The sequence below is a fragment of the Flexivirga sp. genome (assembly GCF_051955415.1).
In the GTDB taxonomy this organism is placed as follows: Bacteria; Actinomycetota; Actinomycetes; order Actinomycetales; family Dermatophilaceae; genus Flexivirga.
This window is the reverse complement of the sequence record NZ_JBQCGS010000020.1, coordinates 1-18,458: the sequence shown is the minus strand read 5'-3', so window position 1 is coordinate 18,458 and position 18,458 is coordinate 1. Positions and strand designations below refer to the sequence as shown.

18 protein-coding genes and 1 tRNA gene are annotated in these 18,458 nt (G+C 71.1%); 11 read left to right on the top strand and 8 right to left on the bottom strand.

Annotated elements, in window-relative coordinates:
* The first annotated feature begins 201 nt into the window (after positions 1-201).
* Positions 202-681 (top strand): YbaK/EbsC family protein, encoded by a 480-nt coding sequence (locus ACTHL4_RS03685; RefSeq protein ID WP_440281384.1) that lies wholly within the window; start codon positions 202-204, stop codon positions 679-681.
* Positions 682-701: 20 nt separating this feature from the next.
* On the opposite strand, the gene ACTHL4_RS03680 is transcribed toward ACTHL4_RS03685, so the two are convergent.
* Complete coding sequence (locus ACTHL4_RS03680; RefSeq protein WP_440281383.1) at positions 702-1,613, bottom strand: siderophore-interacting protein; 912 nt, start codon at positions 1,611-1,613, stop codon at positions 702-704.
* A gap of 91 nt (positions 1,614-1,704) precedes the next feature.
* On the opposite strand from ACTHL4_RS03680, the gene ACTHL4_RS03675 reads away from it, so the two are divergent.
* Positions 1,705-2,334 carry a DUF2461 domain-containing protein gene (locus ACTHL4_RS03675; protein ID WP_440281382.1) on the top strand — a complete coding sequence of 210 codons (630 nt, stop codon included), beginning with the start codon at positions 1,705-1,707 and terminating at the stop codon, positions 2,332-2,334.
* A gap of 12 nt (positions 2,335-2,346) precedes the next feature.
* Here the strand turns inward: ACTHL4_RS03675 and ACTHL4_RS03670 are convergent, their stop codons facing one another.
* Positions 2,347-3,675 (bottom strand): AI-2E family transporter, encoded by a 1,329-nt coding sequence (locus ACTHL4_RS03670; RefSeq protein ID WP_440281381.1) that lies wholly within the window; start codon positions 3,673-3,675, stop codon positions 2,347-2,349.
* A 186-nt stretch (positions 3,676-3,861) separates the two neighbouring features.
* On the opposite strand from ACTHL4_RS03670, the gene ACTHL4_RS03665 reads away from it, so the two are divergent.
* Both ACTHL4_RS03665 and ACTHL4_RS03660 read left to right on the top strand, forming a co-directional pair.
* Positions 3,862-7,809: an AAA domain-containing protein gene (locus tag ACTHL4_RS03665; protein WP_440281380.1), complete on the top strand. Its 3,948-nt coding sequence runs from the start codon at positions 3,862-3,864 to the stop codon at positions 7,807-7,809.
* Positions 7,802-8,077 (top strand): hypothetical protein, encoded by a 276-nt coding sequence (locus tag ACTHL4_RS03660; RefSeq protein WP_440281379.1) that lies wholly within the window; start codon positions 7,802-7,804, stop codon positions 8,075-8,077. Before ACTHL4_RS03665 ends, ACTHL4_RS03660 begins: the two co-directional genes overlap by 8 nt.
* Positions 8,078-8,149: 72 nt before the next feature.
* Here ACTHL4_RS03660 and ACTHL4_RS03655 read toward each other — a convergent pair whose 3' ends face one another.
* The 6 genes from ACTHL4_RS03655 to ACTHL4_RS03630 all read right to left on the bottom strand — a co-directional run bounded on the left by ACTHL4_RS03655 (position 8,150) and on the right by ACTHL4_RS03630 (position 12,893).
* Positions 8,150-8,512, bottom strand: a complete 363-nt coding sequence (locus ACTHL4_RS03655; protein WP_440281378.1) for an MscL family protein — start codon at positions 8,510-8,512, stop codon at positions 8,150-8,152.
* 133 nt (positions 8,513-8,645) lie between these two features.
* On the bottom strand, positions 8,646-9,341 hold the full coding sequence (locus tag ACTHL4_RS03650) for an SAF domain-containing protein (RefSeq protein WP_440281377.1): 696 nt from the start codon (positions 9,339-9,341) through the stop codon (positions 8,646-8,648).
* 44 nt (positions 9,342-9,385) lie between these two features.
* Positions 9,386-10,207 (bottom strand): S-methyl-5'-thioadenosine phosphorylase, encoded by an 822-nt coding sequence (locus ACTHL4_RS03645; protein ID WP_440281376.1) that lies wholly within the window; start codon positions 10,205-10,207, stop codon positions 9,386-9,388.
* A 103-nt stretch (positions 10,208-10,310) separates the two neighbouring features.
* Positions 10,311-10,667, bottom strand: a complete 357-nt coding sequence (locus ACTHL4_RS03640; protein ID WP_440281375.1) for an FmdB family zinc ribbon protein — start codon at positions 10,665-10,667, stop codon at positions 10,311-10,313.
* Positions 10,668-10,739: 72 nt separating this feature from the next.
* A complete protein-coding gene (locus ACTHL4_RS03635; RefSeq protein WP_440281374.1) occupies positions 10,740-12,275 on the bottom strand; it encodes a potassium/proton antiporter in 1,536 nt (511 codons plus the stop codon).
* Between the two features lie 48 nt (positions 12,276-12,323).
* Positions 12,324-12,893, bottom strand: a complete 570-nt coding sequence (locus ACTHL4_RS03630; RefSeq protein WP_440281373.1) for a 5-formyltetrahydrofolate cyclo-ligase — start codon at positions 12,891-12,893, stop codon at positions 12,324-12,326.
* Positions 12,894-12,953: 60 nt separating this feature from the next.
* Between ACTHL4_RS03630 and galU the strand changes: the two genes are divergently transcribed.
* From galU to ACTHL4_RS03595, 7 genes are all read left to right on the top strand, one after another.
* Entirely contained in the window at positions 12,954-13,925 is a 972-nt protein-coding gene (gene galU / locus ACTHL4_RS03625) for a UTP--glucose-1-phosphate uridylyltransferase GalU (protein ID WP_440281372.1), read from the top strand.
* Positions 13,926-13,990: 65 nt separating this feature from the next.
* Complete coding sequence (locus ACTHL4_RS03620; protein ID WP_440281371.1) at positions 13,991-15,235, top strand: molybdopterin molybdotransferase MoeA; 1,245 nt, start codon at positions 13,991-13,993, stop codon at positions 15,233-15,235.
* Positions 15,236-15,715, top strand: a complete 480-nt coding sequence (gene moaC, locus ACTHL4_RS03615) for a cyclic pyranopterin monophosphate synthase MoaC (protein ID WP_440281370.1) — start codon at positions 15,236-15,238, stop codon at positions 15,713-15,715.
* The gene (locus ACTHL4_RS03610; protein ID WP_440281369.1) at positions 15,712-16,209 is read left to right on the top strand and encodes a MogA/MoaB family molybdenum cofactor biosynthesis protein; all 498 of its coding nucleotides are present in this window, start codon (positions 15,712-15,714) and stop codon (positions 16,207-16,209) included. The genes moaC and ACTHL4_RS03610 overlap by 4 nt, the downstream gene beginning before the upstream one ends.
* A 52-nt stretch (positions 16,210-16,261) precedes the next feature.
* Positions 16,262-16,831: a GNAT family N-acetyltransferase gene (locus tag ACTHL4_RS03605; RefSeq protein ID WP_440281368.1), complete on the top strand. Its 570-nt coding sequence runs from the start codon at positions 16,262-16,264 to the stop codon at positions 16,829-16,831.
* 246 nt (positions 16,832-17,077) lie between these two features.
* Complete coding sequence (locus ACTHL4_RS03600; protein ID WP_440281367.1) at positions 17,078-18,202, top strand: hypothetical protein; 1,125 nt, start codon at positions 17,078-17,080, stop codon at positions 18,200-18,202.
* Positions 18,203-18,295: 93 nt separating this feature from the next.
* Positions 18,296-18,371 (top strand) — tRNA-Ala (locus ACTHL4_RS03595).
* Positions 18,372-18,458: the final 87 nt, after the last annotated feature.

Below are 18,458 nucleotides of genomic sequence, written 5' to 3'. Positions count from 1 at the left end.
CGGCCCGGCGCCGCCATGTGTGGGCCCCCAACCCCCCCCGGGGGGGGCCGGGGCCGTTCACCACCCGGGGGAGACGTTGGTCCGGGGGGGGGGGCCTGGGCCGCGCAAAAGGTCGACCCTGGGGAGACTTTGTGTACAGGTGCAGTCCCAGCCCGACATACCCTGTGCCGAGCACCGTGTCATTCTCCGGAAAGGAAACCCGTGACCGACCAACCGTCCGCACGCACTGTCGCCTTCGAGCAGGCGCTCGCGGAGGCGGGTTGTCCGGGCCGGGTCCGCGTGCTGCCGGAGTCCGGTCGCACCGCTGCACAGGCAGCGGCCGCGCTCGGCTGCGACCCCGGCGCGATCGCGAGCAGCCTGGTCTTCCTCGCCGGAGATGAACCGGTGCTCGTCATGACCAGCGGCGCTCATCGCGTCGACACCGACCTGCTGTCCCGCGAACTCGGCGTGCCGGTCGTGATGGCGCGCGCGAAGCTCGTGAAGGAGGTCACCGGTCAGCCGATCGGTGGCGTTTCGCCGATCGGCCACCCTGCACCGTTGCGCACGCTCGTCGATCAGAGCCTGCAGACGTATGACGAAGTGTGGGCCGCCGCGGGCAGTGCGCACAGCATCTTCCCGATCACGTTCGCCGACCTGGTGCGCATCACGGACGGCACCCCGATGCGGATCGCCGCGGATTGAGACGTCCTGACGAACAACACCTACGATCCGGCGGCGCCGACCCGCCAGTAGCCCATGAAACTCACGGCCGCCCGGGGCACCTCGAAGTCGTTGACCAGCAGCCGGCGCAGCGCACGAACCTGACTGGACTCACCGGCGATCCAGGCGGACAGTGCCGGAGTGCGGACCGGGTCGAGTTCGGGGTCGGTGATCTCCCAGTACGCGTCCTCGGCGCCGTCGAACACGACCGTCGTCGGCGCGTCGTCGGTCACCAGCGGCCCGTATGCCGTCAACCAGTCCCGCACGGTCGCGACCTGGTCGTCGCCGCGGTCGGCGACACACCACGCGACCTCGACACCGGCAGGCGCCTCCACTCCCCGCGCATCATCAAGATGCGGGACCTCGACGCAGATCAAACCCTTCGCGTCGGCCGGCAACCCTCGTGCGATGCCATTGATCGCCGGCAACGCGCTCAGATCACCGACGACGAGTTGCGTTGCAGAGGCAGCATATTGGCGGCGGAATTCCAACCCGCCGGCGTCGCCGTCGAAATCGGCGTTCGGTCCGAAGACGATCACCGCGTCACCCGGCTCCGCCTCGATCGCGAAGCGCGAGCCGGGGCCCGTGACACCGTGATCGACGAAGTCGACGTCGATCTCGCCCACCTCCGGGCGCACCGCGACCACCGTGTAGGTCCGGATGAACGCGCGTTCCTCTTCCGGCTGCTCGCGCCATACGCTCCACCAGTCAGGGCCCGTGGGGAAGGCGTCGAGCGGCAGCCCGCCCGGCTTGGGCACCACCAGCTTGATGCGTTGGTCGAAGCCGCGGTCCGCGAAGGCGTCCAGCGACGGGTCGGCGAACGTCAGGCGCACCAGGCTCGGGGACCGGCGCTGCCGACGGGCCAGGCGGACGGGGAACATGCGGTAGGGCGACACCTCGACGGTCACGGTCACGGTCGACTTCCTCTCCTCAACAGATTGGTAAGGCTAACCTAACTGATACTGATCCGATGGGTCGCGGCGCCCGGCGTTCTACCATCGGGACGTGGCATTCAGCGGCATACCCGAGGCGGCCTTCGACTTCTACGACGATCTGGAGGTCGACAATTCCAAGACATTCTGGAGCGACCACAAGCAGGTGTATGACGAGGCGGTCCGTGCGCCGATGCAGGCACTCGCGGACGCCCTGGCGGACGACTTCGGTCCGGCGAAACTGTTCCGGCCGAACCGCGACCTGCGGTTCGCCAAGGACAAGTCGCCGTACAAGACCCATCAGGGCCTGTTCGTCGAGGCCGGGACGGCCACCGGCTGGTATCTGGAGGTGTCGGCCGCCGGTGTGCGGTCCGCGGCCGGTTGCTACCACGCCGACGCCGCTGCGCTGCGGGCGATCCGGGCAGGCATCGACTCGCCGGACGGTGCCGAACTGCAGCGGCTCATCGACGGCTTCGTCACCCGCGGCTGGAAGTTGGGCGGCGACGAACTGAAGACCGTGCCGCGTGGCTACGCCAAGGACCACCCGCGGATCGGGCTGCTGCGCAAGCGTTCCCTGGTGCTCTCGCAGGACTACGGCTTCGCCGAGTTCGTCCGCAGCGCCGAACTGCTGGACCGGGTCCGGTCCGACTGGGAATGCGCCCGTCCGCTGCTCGACTGGATCCTCGCGCGCCTGCCCCGTTGACCGGTCGGCCGGTCAGCCGCGCCGCTCGATGTCGTCCCGGTGGTGCAACCGCGCGAGCAACCGGCCGTGGTGCCGGCCGTTCTCGGCGGCCAGCACGCCCTCCGGTGTGGCGTGCTCCAGGTCGTCCGGTGCGGCGTCACCCGTGCGCAGGTCGATCTGCTCCGACAGGTAGCGCCACAAGACCGCGATCGACGCGGCGACCGGCACCGCGAAGAACGCTCCCGGAATGCCGAACTCGCTGCCGCCGAACGCGACCGACAGCAGGACGATCGCCGGGTGCAAGGACATCGACCGGCTCTGCAGCAACGGTTGCAGCACGTGACCTTCGATCTGCTGCACCGCCACGATGATCACCAGCACGATGAGCGCCTTGGTGACGCCGCCGGCGACCAGGGCGACCAGCACCGCCACCGTGCCCGCCGCGAACGCCCCCACGATCGGGATGAATCCGCCGAAGAAGGTCAGCACCACCAAGGGCACCGCGAGTGGCACCTGCAGCACCACCAGCCCGATGCCGATGCAGATCGAGTCGACGGCGCTGACGATCGCCTGGGTCCGGATGAAGCCGGAGAGGGTGTTCCAGACACGGGTCAACGCCTCGGTCAGGTGCGCGCCCGCGCCGCGCCCGACCGAGACACGCACCCAGGGCAGGAACCGCGGGCCGTCCTTGAGGAAGAAGAAGGTCAGGATCAGCGCCACGACTGCGTCGATCAGCACCTGGCCGGCCAGGGTGATGCCGTTGAGCACCTCGGTGGCGATCTTGTCGCCACTGGCCTTCAGCTTGTCGGTGATGCTCGACGTGGCCTGGTCGATCTGCTCGGGATGGATGTGCAGCGGGCCGTTCTGCAGCTGATCGCGCAGTTGGTTGACACCTGCCACCGACTGGTTGACCAGGTCGCCCCACTGGGAGGACACGGTCGGTGCCATCGCGGCGATGACCCCGCCGACCACCACGATGGCCAACAGCATGCCGCCCACGGCAGCGAGGGCGGGTGGCACCTTGTGCGCCCGCATCCAGCGCACCGGCGGCCAGAGCACGGTCGTCACCAGCAACGCGACCGCCACCGGCAGCAGCGCCGGCCAGAACATGCCCAGCACCTTCAGGACCAGCCACGTCGCGGCGACCACGACGATGAAACGCAGCGACCAGCTCGCGGTCCACTTCAGCGCATGACTGATGACCGCAGCGCGGTCGATGCCCTGGTTGGGGTTGCGCGCTGCGGCATACCGCGCCGACCGCGGCGGAGCGGTGTCGTCCTCGACGTGCCCCTCATGCCCCTCGACCGACCGGTCCTGCCGATCGATGGCGGGGACGGGGTTGCTGGGACGGCGCTTGCCCATGGTGGCGACTCCTCCCAGGCGCTCCGCGGCGGGTATGACGGGTGAACCCTTGCACGACGACGGTGCCGCAGTGCGGCCCGGGCGCAACGGTATGCCACCGCGGTCCAGGAATCGAGCAGCAGGGCGAACCGTCCGGCCCGGGCGTGCCTCGCGGCGGCCCGGCCGCTCGGCGGTTAGCCTTGCTCGGTGAGTTCGCCCACCCCGCAAGACGATTCGACCAACCCCTGGTTGGCGACCGGTCGTGATGCCCTCGTGCGTGATGCCGTGGGGGAGTGGCAGCGGCATCTGGTCGATCTCGGCGGGCGCAACACCCTGCTGTGGTTCCGTGATCTGCCCAGCGGCACGTTGGACCTCACCCGTGCGCACCCGGCCGGTATGGCGCAGCTCTTCTCGGCCGGCTCCGCACCGCTGCCGCTGCTGTTGCGCGAGCCCGCCGCCCTCGCCGAGGGCGACCGCCGGGCACGCACCATCCGCTCCCGGACCCAGGCGTTGGCACAGGAGCGCGGCATCTCCTCCTGCTATCTCGCGATCGGGATGGCGACTTGGGACCACCCCGGGGCGCCCCGCCGGCCCGCGGCGCCGGTGCTGCTGCGACGACTGGAGATCACCGGCACGCCGAAGGACCCCCAGTCCTTGACGTTGCGGCTGCATCCGCAGCTGGAGTTCAACACGGTGCTGGCCAAGTATGTCGAGGTCGAACACGGCATCGACCTGGACATCGATGCGATCGACGCCTACCTGCAGGGGACCGCCCGGGTCGATCCGGGGGTCGTGCTGACCCGTGTCCAGCAGGCCTGCGCCGGCGTGCCGGGCTTCGCGGTCGCCCGTCGCTACGTGGTCGGCACCTTCAGTTACACCAAGTTGCCGATGGTCCGCGACCTCGGCGACCAGCTGCCCACGCTGTCCGCGCACCCGGTGATCGCGGCTCTCGCCGGTGACCGCGAGGCGCGCGATGAGGTGAGCGCGGACGCGCCGGCGCTGGTGGACCGGGACCCGGACACCGAGCATCTGGTGCTCGACGCCGACGCCTCCCAGCAGGACGTCGTCGAGGCCGCCCGGGCAGGCGCACACCTGGTCGTCGAGGGGCCGCCCGGCACCGGGAAGAGCCAGACCATCGCCAACCTGATCGCTGCCATCGCGGCCGACGGACGGCGGGTGCTGTTCGTGGCCGAGAAGCGTGCCGCCATCGACGCGGTGGTCAAGCGCCTGGACCGGGTCGGTCTCGGTGACCTGGTCCTCGACATCCATGACGGGCAGGGCGACACCCGTGAGGTGGCCGCCGCGCTGGTGGCCCGGATGGACCAGCTGGCCGGTGCCGAGCGCACATTCCACGCGACCTCCTCCGACCTGGTCGCATTGCGCGACGAACTCGCCGCGCACCGACTGGCGATGCACGCGCCGCGTGGACCGTGGGGGGTGACCGTCGACGAAGCGCTGGGCCGGGTCGCGGCGTTCCACGCGATGCGGCCCGCGCCGCGTTCCCACGCCGGCATCGACCCGGCCGATCTCGACACGATCCCCGCCGCCCGGCGCGACGAACTGCGCGACGAGCTGGTGCGGGTGGCGGAGCTGGGCGCCTGGCGCACGGACGGACGGCCCGACCCCTGGTACGGCGCTCGGGTGGTCGGCGTGCAGCAGGCGGCGGAGACCGAGGAGCTCGTGCGCCGGTTGGCCGACGGCGGGCTGCAGGACCACCGCGACACGTTGGTCGCGCTCGGGGAGCGGGTGGGCCTGCCCGCTGCCGGGTCGATGTCGGAGTCCGAGCAGCAGCTGGAGCTGATGGGCGACGTGCACCGGACGTTGGAGACCTTCCGCCCCGAGGTCTTCTCCGCGCCACTGGACCAGCTGGTCCATGCCACCGGGTCCAGCGACTACCGCAAGGCCGACGCGAGCGGTTCGGGCTCCGGTCTGGGCGTCCTGGACCGCAGGCGCTTGCGCAAGCAGGCCCGGGCCCTGCTGCGGCCCGGGCAGCCGCCCTCGGACCTGCACGGCGTGCTTCAACTCGCGGCCGGTCAACGCAGCCGCTGGCGGGCGATCGCCGGCAAGGGCTCGCTGCCGTCCGCACCTGTCGACGTGGCCCGACACCTGGCGGCGCACGAGCGGTTGCGCGAGGACCTGGAGTGGCTGGCCAAGCGGCTGGAGGGCACCGGCGAGGGCAACGAGTTGCTCGACCTCGACTACGACAAGCTGCAGGACCGGTTGCGGCGCCTCGCCGACGCGCAGGACCGGTTGGCTCTCGTGCCGACGGTCATCGGGCCGATCGACCAGTTGCGCGCCAACGGTCTGGGCGACCTGATCGACGACCTCGCGGCCCGCAAGGTGCCCTCGGACAGGGTCGCTGCCGAGTTCGAGTTCGTCTGGTGGCGCGCGGTGCTCGCCCGCATCGCTGATCTTGATCCGGCATACGGCGAAGCGGACGGTGTGCAGTTGCGCGAGCGGGTCGACGCCTACGCGCGCGCCGACGCCGAGCACGTGCACTCCGGGGCGGCGGCCGTGCGGGGCGCCTGGGCCGACCAGGTGCGGCAGGTGATGCGCGACTTGCCGGAGCAGGAGACACTGCTGCGCGCCGAGGCGCGGGCGGAGCGGCCGGGGCCGCTGCGCGACCTGCTCCCACAGGCCCCCGAACTCCTCACCGCCGTCGCGCCCTGCTGGGTGATGAGTCCGCTGCTGGTGGCGTCCACGCTGCCGCCGGGGGTGTGGTTCGACGTGGTGGTCTTCGACGAGGCGTCGCAGATACCGCCAGCCGAGGCGATCTCGGCGATCTCCCGCGCAGCGCAGGTCGTCGTGTCCGGCGACCGGCGGCAGTTGCCGCCGACCAGTTTCTTCCGCGGCGTCGAGCAACCGCGCGACCACGACGCGGACGACGAGGAGCCGGCCGCGGTCACCGCCGAGTCCATCCTCGACGCGCTGAGCCCGTTGTTGCCGAGCCGCGAACTGACCTGGCACTACCGGGCGCTCGACGAGCGGCTGATCGCCTTCGCCAACGCCCAGATGTATGGCGGCCGGCTGATCACCTTCCCCGGTGTCGGCGACGACACCGTCGTCCGGCTGGACGTGGTGACCGGTGGCGCCGCCGGTGACCCCGGCGACTCCGGCGACTCCACGGAGATCGACCGGGTGGTGCGGGTCGTCCTGGACCAGGCGCGACAGCGACCGGACGAGTCGATCGGCGTCATCACCCTCGGGCAGCGGCACGCCGACCGGATCGAGGCGGCGCTGCGCACCGCGATCGCCACCGACCCCGCGGTGGCCTGGTTGCTGGACGAGTCGCTGCCGGAGGCCTTCTTCGTCAAGAATCTCGAGCGGGTCCAGGGTGACGAGCGCGACGCGATCGTGCTCTCCATCGGTTACCCGCGAACGGCCGACGGCTCCGCGCCGCACCGCTTCGGCCCGATCAGCGCCGAGGGAGGCGAACGCCGGCTCAACGTGGCGATCACCCGCGCCCGCCGCCGGATGGTGGTGGTGTCCTCCTTCTCCGGCGACGAGCTGCATCCCGGCCGGCTGCGTTCGCGTGGCGGCCTGTTGCTGCGTGACTTCCTGCTGTATGCCGGGTCCGGAGGTGCGGCCCGGCGCGTGCACCCGGATCCCGCGGCCGGCGCCGGTGCCGACGACAAGCCGAACGCTGGGACCCGGACGGCTGGGGTGGTCCGAGGGCCGGACGGTCGACGCCGTCGCGCCGCCTCGTCCGGGAGTGTGCTGGACCGGCCGATGCTGCCGCCGACGCCCGAGGTGGAGGTGCCGCTGCTGGTGCGCGACCTGTCGCGGCGGCTGCGGGCGGAGGGTCTGGTGGTGCACCCCGGCTGGGGCACGTCGCGGCACCGGCTGGATCTGGCGGTCGAGGACCCGCGCCGACCCGGTGCGCTACTGGTCGCGATCGACACCGACGGCCCGGTCTACGGCTCGATCCCGTCCACCCGGGACCGCGAGCGGTTGCGGGCCGAGCAACTGCGCCGGCTCGGCTGGAGCTACCAGCGGGTCTGGACACGCGACCTGTTCCGTGATCCGGCGCGCGAGGTGGCGCGGTTGGTCGAGGCCGTGCACGCAGCGTCCGCTGAGGTCGCGGCCGCCGGCCAGCAGGCACGCTTGGAGACAGCGCACGACCGCGCGCACAACCCGTGGCTGGCCGATGACTGAGGACGAGGATCCGGCCACTGCCGCCGACGAGCCACAGCCACGGCGAGAGCGGCGGCACCGGCGCGCCACCCGCCCGGCGACCGGCGGTGATCCGCAGGCGTCGGTCCCGGTGCGGCCGGGACGGGACGACACCGATGCAGGCTGGTCACCGGACGCCCCGGAAACGGACGGTGACGCCACCACGCGCGCGCCGCAACCGCGCAGCGGCCGGCCGGAGAGCGCCGAGGACCGGTGGTGGCGCGAGCAGCGGCCGCCGCACTGGGAGTAACCACCCGACACGCGGAAGGGGCGGGAACCGATGCGGTCCCGCCCCTTCCGGCGTGCTGGCGAAGCTGCGTGGTCAGGCGCGACCGTTGCCCTCGCGCAGCTCGTGCAGGATCTGGGTGAGGACGTCGACCTCGGTGGCTTGTGCCTCTTCCTCCTTCGCGAAGCGGGCGTGGAACGCCTCGTAGGGCTTGACCACCCCGAAGTAGACGGCGGCAGCGACGATCACGAATCCCACGACCGCGGTGACGAAGTCGCCGACGTGCACACCGCCGGGCACGTAGCCACTGAAGTTCGGCTGACCGCCGATCTTGCCGAGCAGATCCAGGATGATGGCGGTGAACGACTTGACCACCGTCGCGAAGGCGCCGCCGATGATGAAGGCAACGGCCAACTGGACGAGGTTGCCCTGCATGAGGAACTTCTTGAAACCTGCCATGTCTGTGTGTCCTTGACTCGAAGGATGATCGCGGTCGCCGGGAACTGTAGCGGAGACCCGTGGCCGATGAAACGCAAAACACCGGCGCGCGTGTCTCGATTGTGCTAAAGGACCGCAAAGAAGTGGTCAAGTGTCAAGCGTCTGCCCGCAGGGCCAGTTGTGTGCCGCCGCCGAGGCCACCCGCACGCGCGTTGTTCGCCGAGCCGATCGCGGCCGCCTGAGCCGGAGTGACCGCCACCAGGACCGCGGACGCATCGCCGGACACATCCGGGCCCGACCGGCCGGCGCCACCGAGCTCGGGCGCTGCACCGGTCGCACCAGGTATCGCGACGACCGGGACGGACGTGGCGAGGGTCCGGGCCTTGCCGGTGTCGATCAGGTCCACCCGGTCGCCGGGTTGCAGCACCCGCAACAGCACCCGGTCGGTGCTCGGCACGCCGACCACGAGCGCGCCGGCCGACAGGCCCGGCCAGGACCGAGCTCCGCGGACCCGCGCCGAGGTGACCGGCTCGCCGGAGCGGATGGCCGCGGTGACCACCTTGCCGGTCGCGGCGGCCGGGTCCAGTTGTCCGGGGACCCGGTCACCGGCGGCCCAGCGCACCTGGCGCAGGTCCGTAGCTGCCAGCCGGTCACCGGCGTGCAGGTCGTGCGCTGCCACGGTGACCGCATGGGTCGGCGGATCGGCCGGCCGGACCGCACCCACCACGGCGAGCACCGCACAGCCGCCGAGCAGTCCGGCGAGCAACCGGCGGCCGCGCGAGCGTCGCCACCGGGCCTCGCGGCTGTCGCCCTGCCAGGAGCGTGGCAGCAGAGCCTGCGCCCGCCTCATCGGGGGAGGGTGATGGGGAGTTCCTGGCCGTCCAGCACCCGGCGTCACGGGCAGGTGGCCGCGTCGTCGGACTCCGGTGCGGGCAGTCGCGAGATCGTCCGGCGCAGACCGGTCTTGAGCTGCTCGATGTTGCGGGCGAAGACCCGCATGACCTCCTCGTGGGTCACCGACTCGCCGCCTTCCACCCCGGCGTCGTTGTCGGTGATGAGGCAGGCGGTGGCGAAACACATCGCCAGCTCCCGCGCGATCGATGCCTCGGGCATCCCCGTCATGCCGACGACCGACCAGCCCGCCGCCTGGTGCCATTGGGACTCGGCCCGGGAGGAGAAGCGCGGGCCGCCGAGGACGACCAGGGTGCCCCCGTCGACGGTCCGGTCGAAAAGACTGTCCGCCCGCACCGACTCCATCAGCGCCGAACGCAGCCGAGGACAGTAGGGATCGGCGAACGACACGTGCACGACCGGACCCTCCTGGTCGTAGACGGTGCCTGCGCGGCCCGAGGTGCGGTCGACGACCTGGTCGGGCACCAGCAGCGTGCCGGGGGTGTGCTCCGGCCGCAACGAACCGACAGCGCAGGGCGCCAGGACCTGACGGACCCCCACCGAACGCAGCGCCCACAGATTGGCGCGGTAATTGACCAGGTGGGGCGGGAACCGGTGGCCTTGCCCGTGCCGGGCCAGGAACGCGACCCGGCGCCCGTCGACATCGCCGATGACGATGTCGTCGCTCGGCGGACCGAACGGCGTGTCCACCCGCACCCGCTCCGGGGAGTCGAAGAACGAGTAGAAGCCGGAGCCGCCGATGACGCCGATGTCCGCGCGCTCGCCCTCCGGCACACGCTGGTGAGGATGGTCGTCTGAAGTCATGCTGCGAGGTTAGTCAGCAGCAGTCGTCAGTCTGTCGGCAGTGGCCGCACCGGTGGACGACCCGACGGCATCCGGGGGATGTGGATATCGGGCGAGGTGGAAACTACGCGGCCGAGCCGTCCGAGCTGGACGACGACGAAGAGGACGCGGTGCTACTGGAGCCGGTGCCGCCGGACGTCGTGCTGGTCGAGGACTCCGAGCTCGACCCGGTCCCTGCGCCGGACCCTGAGCCGGACGCGGACTCCTTGGCCGCTGTCGTCGTGGAGGTCGACTTCTTGCCGGAGTCGCGCGAGTCGGTCTTGTAGAAGCCCGAACCCTTGAACACCACGCCCACGGCGCCGAACTGCTTGCGGAGCGCCCCACCGCACTCGGGGCAGGTGGTCAGCGCGTCGTCGGAGAAGGACTGCTGCACATCGAAGGCGTGCGCGCAGTCCTTGCATACATAGGCATAGGTCGGCACGCGCACAGTGTACGGCGTGCTCGTGGCGTCGCTGAAATTCGCTCCTGCCGACGCAGGGCGTCGCGGCCGGTCCTACTCCGACTCCGACCGCAGGGGCGTCGCCCAGCCCGCCATACGCCCGTCGCGGGAGACCGACCGCACCCGTCGGACCGCCTGGTCCCGCGAGGTGGCGGTGGTGACCAGCAGCAACTGGTCGTCCCGCCGGATGACGGTGCGTGGGCTGGGCACGAAACCCTGTTCGCCGCGGACGATGAGGGTGACGTTGGCCCCTTGGGGCAGCCGGAGTTCCTGGATCTCCACGCCGTTGAGCCGGGACGTCGAGCCGACGTGCAGCTGCAGGACGTCCGCGTGCAGCTCCTCCAGCGGCGTGGCTTCGACGTCCAGGTCGAGCACCTGGGCCGCTTCGACCACGCCGAGCCGGCGGGCGATCCACGGCATCGGCAGCGCCTGGACGAGCGTGAAGATCAGCACCAGCACGAAGACCAGGTCGAAGATCCAGTCGGTGTTGGGAGTGCCGACGGTCAGCGGCACGGTCGCCAGCACGACCGGGACGGCCCCGCGCAGACCGGCCCAGGACAGGAAGAGCTGCTCCTGCCAGCGGAAACGGAACCACGCCAGGCTGGCGAAGACCGACACCGGCCGGGCGACCAGCAGCAGGACCAGGCCCACGATGATGGCCGGCACGATCTGGGTGTCGAGCCGGCTCGGCGCGGCCAGCAGTCCGAGCAGCACGAAGAGACCGATCTGCGCGAGCCAGCCCACCGACTGCACGAATCCGTGCACCGCCCGCGCGTGCGGCAGGTTGCTGTTGCCGAGCACCAGCGCCGCCAGGTAGACCGCGATGAACCCACTGGTGTGCACCAGGCTGGCGGTCGCGTAGGCCAGCACGGCCACCGCGAGGATGCCGATCGAGAACAAACCGGAGGAGGTCGGCGCGTTGCGGTGGCTGAGCCTGGCGAACAGCCAGCCGATCGCGAGCCCGATGAGGGCACCGCCGACCAGTTCGCCGGCCGCCTCCAGCAGCACGACCCACCACGCGTGCGCGCTGCGGCCCGGCGTCGCCGCGTCGGCCAGGGCGACCACCAACAACACCACCGGAGCGTCGTTGAAACCGGACTCCGCCTCCAGGACACCGGTCAGCCGAGCCGGCAGCCCGACCCGTTTGAGCACGGAGAACACCGCCGCAGCGTCGGTCGAGGTGACGATTGCGCCCAGCAGCAACGCGATCGTCCACGACTTGCCCAGCAGCAGCACGACGAAGGCGGCGACCACCACGACGGACACCAGCACGCCCAGCGTCGACAGCAACGCCGCCGGCGCGATGGACGACTTGATGCTCGACCACCGCGTCGAGATGCCGCCCTCGGCGAGGATCAGCGCCAGCGCCGTGTAGCCCAACACCTGTGTCAGCTCGGGATTCTCGAACTGTATGCCGAAGCCACCGTCGCCCATGATCAGGCCGATGCCGAGGTAGAGCACCAGGGTCGGCATACCGGAGCGGTTGGCGAAACGGACCGCCAGCACCGCGATGAGCAGCACCACCGCCGAGATGAAGAGCACCAGCGCAAGGTCGTGTGTGGTGAAGCTCTGCGCGGCGGAGGCGGCCACAAAGGTCTCCTTCGCGAGGTGGTCGGACCGGGGCTCGGGGTCAGTATTTCAAACGCCGGAGCCGACCGGCACCACGCCACCGGACGGGGTCAGCACGACATCGACCGGGCGGTCGTGCGGCTCGGCCGGGACGCCGTCCACCAGTTCGTCGTCGAAAAGCACTGCCAGCACAGGAGTCCCGGCCTTCGTGCGGGCCAGTGCACGGTCGTAACTGCCGCCGCCCTGACCCAGCCGCAGCCCGGTCGCGCGGTCCACGGCCAGCGCCGGCGCGACGACGAGCCCGACGCTGCCGATGGCCGCGACGCCGAGGTCGGTGCCCGTGGCCACGTCTCTCCAGGACAGGTCGTTGTCCGCCAGGAGTTCGGGCACCAGAAGTCGTATGTCGTGCTCGCGCAGCATCCCGATGAGCGGTTCGGTGGGCGGCTCGCTGGGTAACGAGAGGTAGACCGCCACGACGGCGGGTCGGGACGTGGCCTCGAGCCGTTGCCGCAACCCGTGGGCGAGCGCCTCACCCAGAGCGTGCCGTGCCGCGGGCGTCGTCTCGGCCCGGCGCTGTGCGCGTGCCACGCGCACCACCCGGCGTGCGGACGGTTTGTCGGCAGGGAGCACGAGTGGCATACCGCTCATTCTCCCGGATAACACCGGAACTCGCCGAGACGGTGCCTTAGCCTGACGACCATGACGACCCAGGGGAAACCACACGTGCGCAAAGCAGTCATTCCGGCGGCAGGTCTGGGTACCCGCTTCCTGCCCTCCACCAAGGCCATCCCCAAGGAGATGCTGCCGGTCGTCGACAAGCCGGCGATCCAGTACGTCGTCGAGGAGGCGGAGCGGGCCGGCATACACGACATCCTGATGGTGACCGGACGCAACAAGGCGGCGCTGGAAGATCACTTCGACCGGCACTGGGAGCTGGAGCAGGCGCTGGAGCGCAAGGGCGACCAACTGCGCCTGCGCCGGGTGCAGAAGTCGGCCAACCTGGGCAACGTGCACTTCATCCGCCAGGGTGAGCCCCGCGGTCTCGGCCACGCGGTCCTGTGTGCCAAGACGCACGTGGGCGACGCCCCCTTCGCGGTGCTGCTCGGTGACGACCTCATCGATGAGCGGGATGCGTTGCTGGACACCATGATCGAGGTGCAGGAGCAGTACGGCGGCTCGGTGGTCGCCCTGATGGAGGTGCCGGAGGACCAGATCCATCTCTACGGCTGCGCCGCGGTCTCTGCGCTGGACGGCAGTGGAGACGACGTCGTGCGGGTGGACTCCCTCGTGGAGAAGCCGGCCGTCGGCGAAGCACCCAGCAACCTGGCGATCATCGGCCGATACGTCCTCGCGCCGGAGATCTTCGAGGTGCTGGAGCACACCGGGCCCGGGCGCGGGGGCGAGATCCAGTTGACCGACGCGCTGCTGGAGATGGCGGCGGACCCGAGCCGGCCGGGCGGCGGTGTCACCGGCGTCGTGTTCGGCGGCCGGCGGTATGACACCGGTGATCGGCTCGACTACCTCAAGGCGATGGTCCGCCTCGGCGTACGGCACCGCGACTTCGGCGCCGACTTCCGGTCCTGGCTGTTGTCCTGGCTCGACTCCGAGGAGGGTCGCGGACTGCCGGGGAAGGCCGCGGAGCCGTCCGAACGCGAACGTCTCGGTCACTGACCGGCGGTAGTGGCGGCCCGGTGAGCGGCCGGTGGACTCCGGGGGCCGGTCAGTAGGCTGCCGACGTGCTCACTTTCGACGAATACCAGCAGCGGGTCGTCGCCGCCGTGCGCCCGCTGGCGCCGCGGAGCGTCCCCGTCGCCGACCTCGCGGACACACTCACCGGAGCCGCCGATGGACACCCCCTGCTGGGTCTGGTGACCGCCGAGCCCCTCGTCAGCCGGGTCGCGTTGCCGGGCTTCACCAACTCCGCCATGGACGGGTATGCCGTGCGCGCCGCCGATGTGCACGGAGCGACACCCGACGCACCGGTGTCGTTGCCGGTGGCCGGTGACATCGCCGCAGGGGACACCCGCACGCTGCGCCTCGAGCCGGGCAGTTGCCGGCGGATCATGACCGGTGCTCCGCTGCCCGACGGCGCGGACGCCGTGGTGCAGGTGGAGCTCACCGACGGTGGGCTGGAGCGGGTGGAGATCCGCGAGGCGGTCGAGGCCGGGCGCGCCATACGACGACGCGGCGAGGACCTGCGGCCGGGCGATCAGGTGCTGCCGGCCGGGACGACGCTGCTGCCCCGTCACATACCCGCACTGCTGTCCGCGGGCGCGCCGCAGATCGCGGTGATCCCGCGTCCACGCGTCGCGATCCTGAGCACCGGCGACGAGCTCGTGGACCCCGGCACCGAGGCCGGCCACGGACAGGTCGTGGACTGCAACGGCCCGATGCTCGCGGCACTCGCGGCCGAGTGCGGCTTCGACGTGGTGGCGGTCCGCCGCGCCGGGGACACCGGCGAGCAGGTGCGCGAGGCACTGACCGAACTGGCCGCGACAGCCGACCTGATCGTCACCAGCGGTGGGGTGAGCGCCGGTGCGTTCGAACCGCTGAAGCTGGCCTTCGAGGGCGACGCGGACTTCGAGTTCGTCAAGGTGGCGATGCAACCGGGCAAACCGCAGGGATTCGGGAACATCGCGGGCGCAACGGTGTTCGCACTTCCCGGCAACCCGGTCAGTTCGCTGGTGTCGTTCCTGGTGTTCGTCGCTCCGGCCGGACGCGTGCTCGCGGGCCGTGACCCGGCGATCCGCACCGTCGAGGCGGCCGTCGCGGAGAAGTGGACGTCGCCGCCGGGCCGCCAGCAGTTCGCGCGTGTCGTCTTCGACGAGGACGGCCGGGTCGTGCGGCCGATCGGCGGTCAGGGCTCCCACGTCCTCGGCGGCCTGGCCGGCTCGCAAGCGCTGGCGGTCGTCCCGGCAGCCACCACCGACGTCGCGGTCGGGGAGACATTGCGGATCATCCCTCTGGAAGGACTGGCGTAAATGGGAGACCGGCTGACCCATCTGCGTGACGACGGCACGGCCCACATGGTCGACGTCAGCGCCAAGGACGTGACGGCGCGCGCGGCGCAGGCCCGCGGCCGGGTCCTGTTGTCGCCGGCGGCGATCGGCGCCCTGCGGTCCGGCACCGTGCCCAAGGGTGACGCGCTCGCGGTGGCCCGGATCGCCGGCATCCAGGCGGCCAAGCGCACTCCCGACCTGGTGCCGCTGGCGCACCCGATCGCGGTGCACGCCGTTGCGGTGGAGCTGACCGTCGAGGACGACGGTGTCGACATCGCTGCCGAGGTCCGCACCGCCGACCGGACCGGCATCGAGATGGAGGCGCTGACCTGCGTCTCCGTCGCCGCGCTCGCTCTGATCGACATGATCAAGGCGGTCGACAAGCACGCCCGCATCACCGACGTCCGGGTGACCGCCAAGTCCGGTGGACGCTCCGGCGACTGGCGGGAGGACCAGCCATGAGCGCCGGACCGGACACACCGCGGGCGAGAGCCGCCTGGGTCGTGACGGCCTCCAACCGTGCGGCAGCGGGGACGTATGACGACCGATCCGGCCTGATCCTCGAAAAGGCGCTCGCGGACTGGGGTTTCACCGTCACACGCCGCGTGGTGCCGGACGGTCCACCGGTCGGCGCCGCACTGCGGGAGGCGCTGGACGGTGGCGCCCGCGTCATACTCACCACCGGCGGCACCGGCCTCACTCCCACCGACCGCACGCCCGAGGAGACCCGGCCGCTGCTGGACTTCGAGGTGCCCGGCATCGCCGACGCGATCCGCGGGCAGGGCGTCGGCGCCGGCATACCGACCGCCACGCTGTCGCGCGGGCTGGCGGGGGTGGCGGGACGCACGCTGATCGTCAACCTGCCCGGCTCGACCGGCGGAGTCCGGGACGCCCTGGGCCTGCTCGAATCGGTGCTGCCGCACGCGATCTCGCAACTCGACGGGGGAGATCATTAGGTCCAGGTGGTGGCCCACCGCGGTCGCCGGCGACTGGCGCGGCTCGCGCATCGTGCTGCGGCCGCTGCGGGTGCGGGCCGACCGGCGTGAGTTCCTGCAGTTGCGCAGCGTCAACGCGGCATGGACCAGGCCCTGGGACTCCACCGCGCCGGGCGCGGGAGCTGTCGCGATGAGCTATGCGCAGATGGTCCGCTTCCAGGACAAGGAGGCGCACGAGGGCAGGTTGCTGCCGTTTGCGATCGAGGTCGACGGCGCGCTGGCCGGCCAGATGCACCTGTTCGGGATATCCCGCGGTGCGCTGCTGTCGGCGGCCGCGGGGTATTGGATCGGTGAGCAGTACGCCGGCCGGTCGATCACGCCGTACGCGCTGGCGCTGGCGATCGACCACGCCTTCGGCGCGGTGGGCCTGCACCGGATCGAGGTCAACATCCGCCCCGACAACGACGCCAGCCTGCGGGTGGTGGAGAAGCTGGGGCTGCGCGAAGAGGGGCTGCGCAAGCGTTACCTGCACATCAACGGCGCCTGGCACGACCACCTCACCTTCGCCGTGACGGCGGAGGAACTGCCGACCGAGACCATGGTCGAGCGCTTCCGGAGGTTCCGTGGGGAGAACGCGGTCTGACCGGCCCCCGAGTATGCCGATCGCGGTGTGACCGACCGCCGAGTATGCCGAGCGCGGCGTATGGCGCGCGATCGGCATACTCCGGACGCGGCGGCGTGACGCGTGTGACCGATGTGAAATCGCTACTCGGGCAACGGAACCCGTGCCGGTTCGCGCCGTCGAGCACGGCGAGGCCTTTCTGTGCAAGTGGCGACACACCGTGTACCTCCACGGATTGCAACGGTTTTGGCTCTAACGTCTTGTCCCGTGCAGCAGCCGAGCAGCCTGATCTTCCTGGCCATCGTCGTCATCTGGGCTGCCTATCTCTTACAGCACTGGATCCGGCGCCGTGAGGCGCTGGCGACCGCGCGTTCGGTCGATCAGTTCAGCGACGCGATGCGGGTGCTCGAACGACGCGAGCACCGGGTCGAAGGCTTCGGTGGCATCGACGACGCCGAACGCACCCAGCGAAGCACCATGCAGGCATCCGAAGCACCGCACGCCAGCCGAATCTCGGCACCGTTGGTCCGCGCGAGCGCACCGCGGCCGTCACTGCGAGCAGGGACCGTCATGACCGGAGAAACTCAGCAGCCCACCGCACCCACCTCCGAACGCCGCGATGAAGGGACCGCGTCGGGCGTCCGCCGGCTCACCGCCGCCGGCAACTCGTCGGGGGAGGCGATGCAGCGCCTCGGCAACTTCGCCGCACACGCCGGCTCGCCGAAGCTGCGAGCCATTGCGCTGATCGGCAGTTTGTCGTTGCTGCTCATCACCGTGGTCTGCGCACCGTTCGGTGCGTTGCCGTGGTGGTCGCCCGTCCTGATGCTCGCTATCTCCGGCGGTGTGTTCTGGTGGTGCCGCGCCTCGGCGATGGCCGCCGGAGCCGTCCGACGCGACTCCACCCGCTCCGCACAACACCCGGCACGCGCGCAGGCTGCTCGCCGGCCCGAAGCCGGGGTGAAACTGCCGCAGCGCAAGAGCGCTGCGCCCGCTGCTCCCGCGGTCCCCGTGACCAAGGCGACGATGCCGGACCCGGTCGCGCCCACCGAGCCGCAGCCCCGCCCGGCGACCGTCGAGCAGGTCTTCGACGTCGCGGCCAGCGTCGCATCGACACCGCAGCACACCGGTGCGGCGCCGGAGCTCATCGTCGAGCAGTCGCCGACGCAGGCGCCGGCCGCCCGGACGCACGAGGCCGGGGACGGCTGGCCGCCCGTCGCGGGGCCGCGCCCGACCTACCCGATGAAGGAACGGGCGCCCGAACGCCCGGCCCCGGCCCCGGCGCCGACCGGCGGCCGCTCGTACGACGATGTGGCCAACGAGGACCTGCCCTTCGACGGGCTCGCACTCGACCAGGACCTGGACGACCTGCCGTCGGTCTTCCGCGCCGGCTGAGCGGTAGCGAGCGGGAGCTGCGGCACCGCCGCGCACGGGTCGGCCCCGATTTAGCCGATCAGGTTCGCGGTGTTAAAGTTGCTCTCGCTTCCTGGGGCATTGGCGCAGTTGGTAGCGCGTCTCGTTCGCAATGAGAAGGTCAGGGGTTCGAATCCCCTATGCTCCACCAGATCAGCAGCGGGCCCGCCCACGGCACGATGTCCGGCCCCCGGTGTGTCGCGCGTCCGCTCAGCGCTGGCCGGTGCGACGCGTGGTG

What these genes read in the sequence shown, in the direction of transcription:
- ACTHL4_RS03630 (WP_440281373.1), bottom strand. Translation starts at nt 12,893, where the DNA reads ATGCCACTCGTGCTCCCTGCCGACAAACCGTCCGCACGCCGGGTGGTG.
- ACTHL4_RS03670 (WP_440281381.1), bottom strand. Translation starts at nt 3,675, where the DNA reads ATGGGCAAGCGCCGTCCCAGCAACCCCGTCCCCGCCATCGATCGGCAG.
- ACTHL4_RS03645 (WP_440281376.1), bottom strand. Translation starts at nt 10,207, where the DNA reads ATGACTTCAGACGACCATCCTCACCAGCGTGTGCCGGAGGGCGAGCGC.
- ACTHL4_RS03655 (WP_440281378.1), bottom strand. Translation starts at nt 8,512, where the DNA reads ATGGCAGGTTTCAAGAAGTTCCTCATGCAGGGCAACCTCGTCCAGTTG.
- ACTHL4_RS03610 (WP_440281369.1), top strand. Translation starts at nt 15,712, where the DNA reads ATGAGCGCCGGACCGGACACACCGCGGGCGAGAGCCGCCTGGGTCGTG.
- ACTHL4_RS03650 (WP_440281377.1), bottom strand. Translation starts at nt 9,341, where the DNA reads ATGAGGCGGGCGCAGGCTCTGCTGCCACGCTCCTGGCAGGGCGACAGC.
- ACTHL4_RS03660 (WP_440281379.1), top strand. Translation starts at nt 7,802, where the DNA reads ATGACTGAGGACGAGGATCCGGCCACTGCCGCCGACGAGCCACAGCCA.
- moaC (WP_440281370.1), top strand. Translation starts at nt 15,236, where the DNA reads ATGGGAGACCGGCTGACCCATCTGCGTGACGACGGCACGGCCCACATG.
- galU (WP_440281372.1), top strand. Translation starts at nt 12,954, where the DNA reads ATGACGACCCAGGGGAAACCACACGTGCGCAAAGCAGTCATTCCGGCG.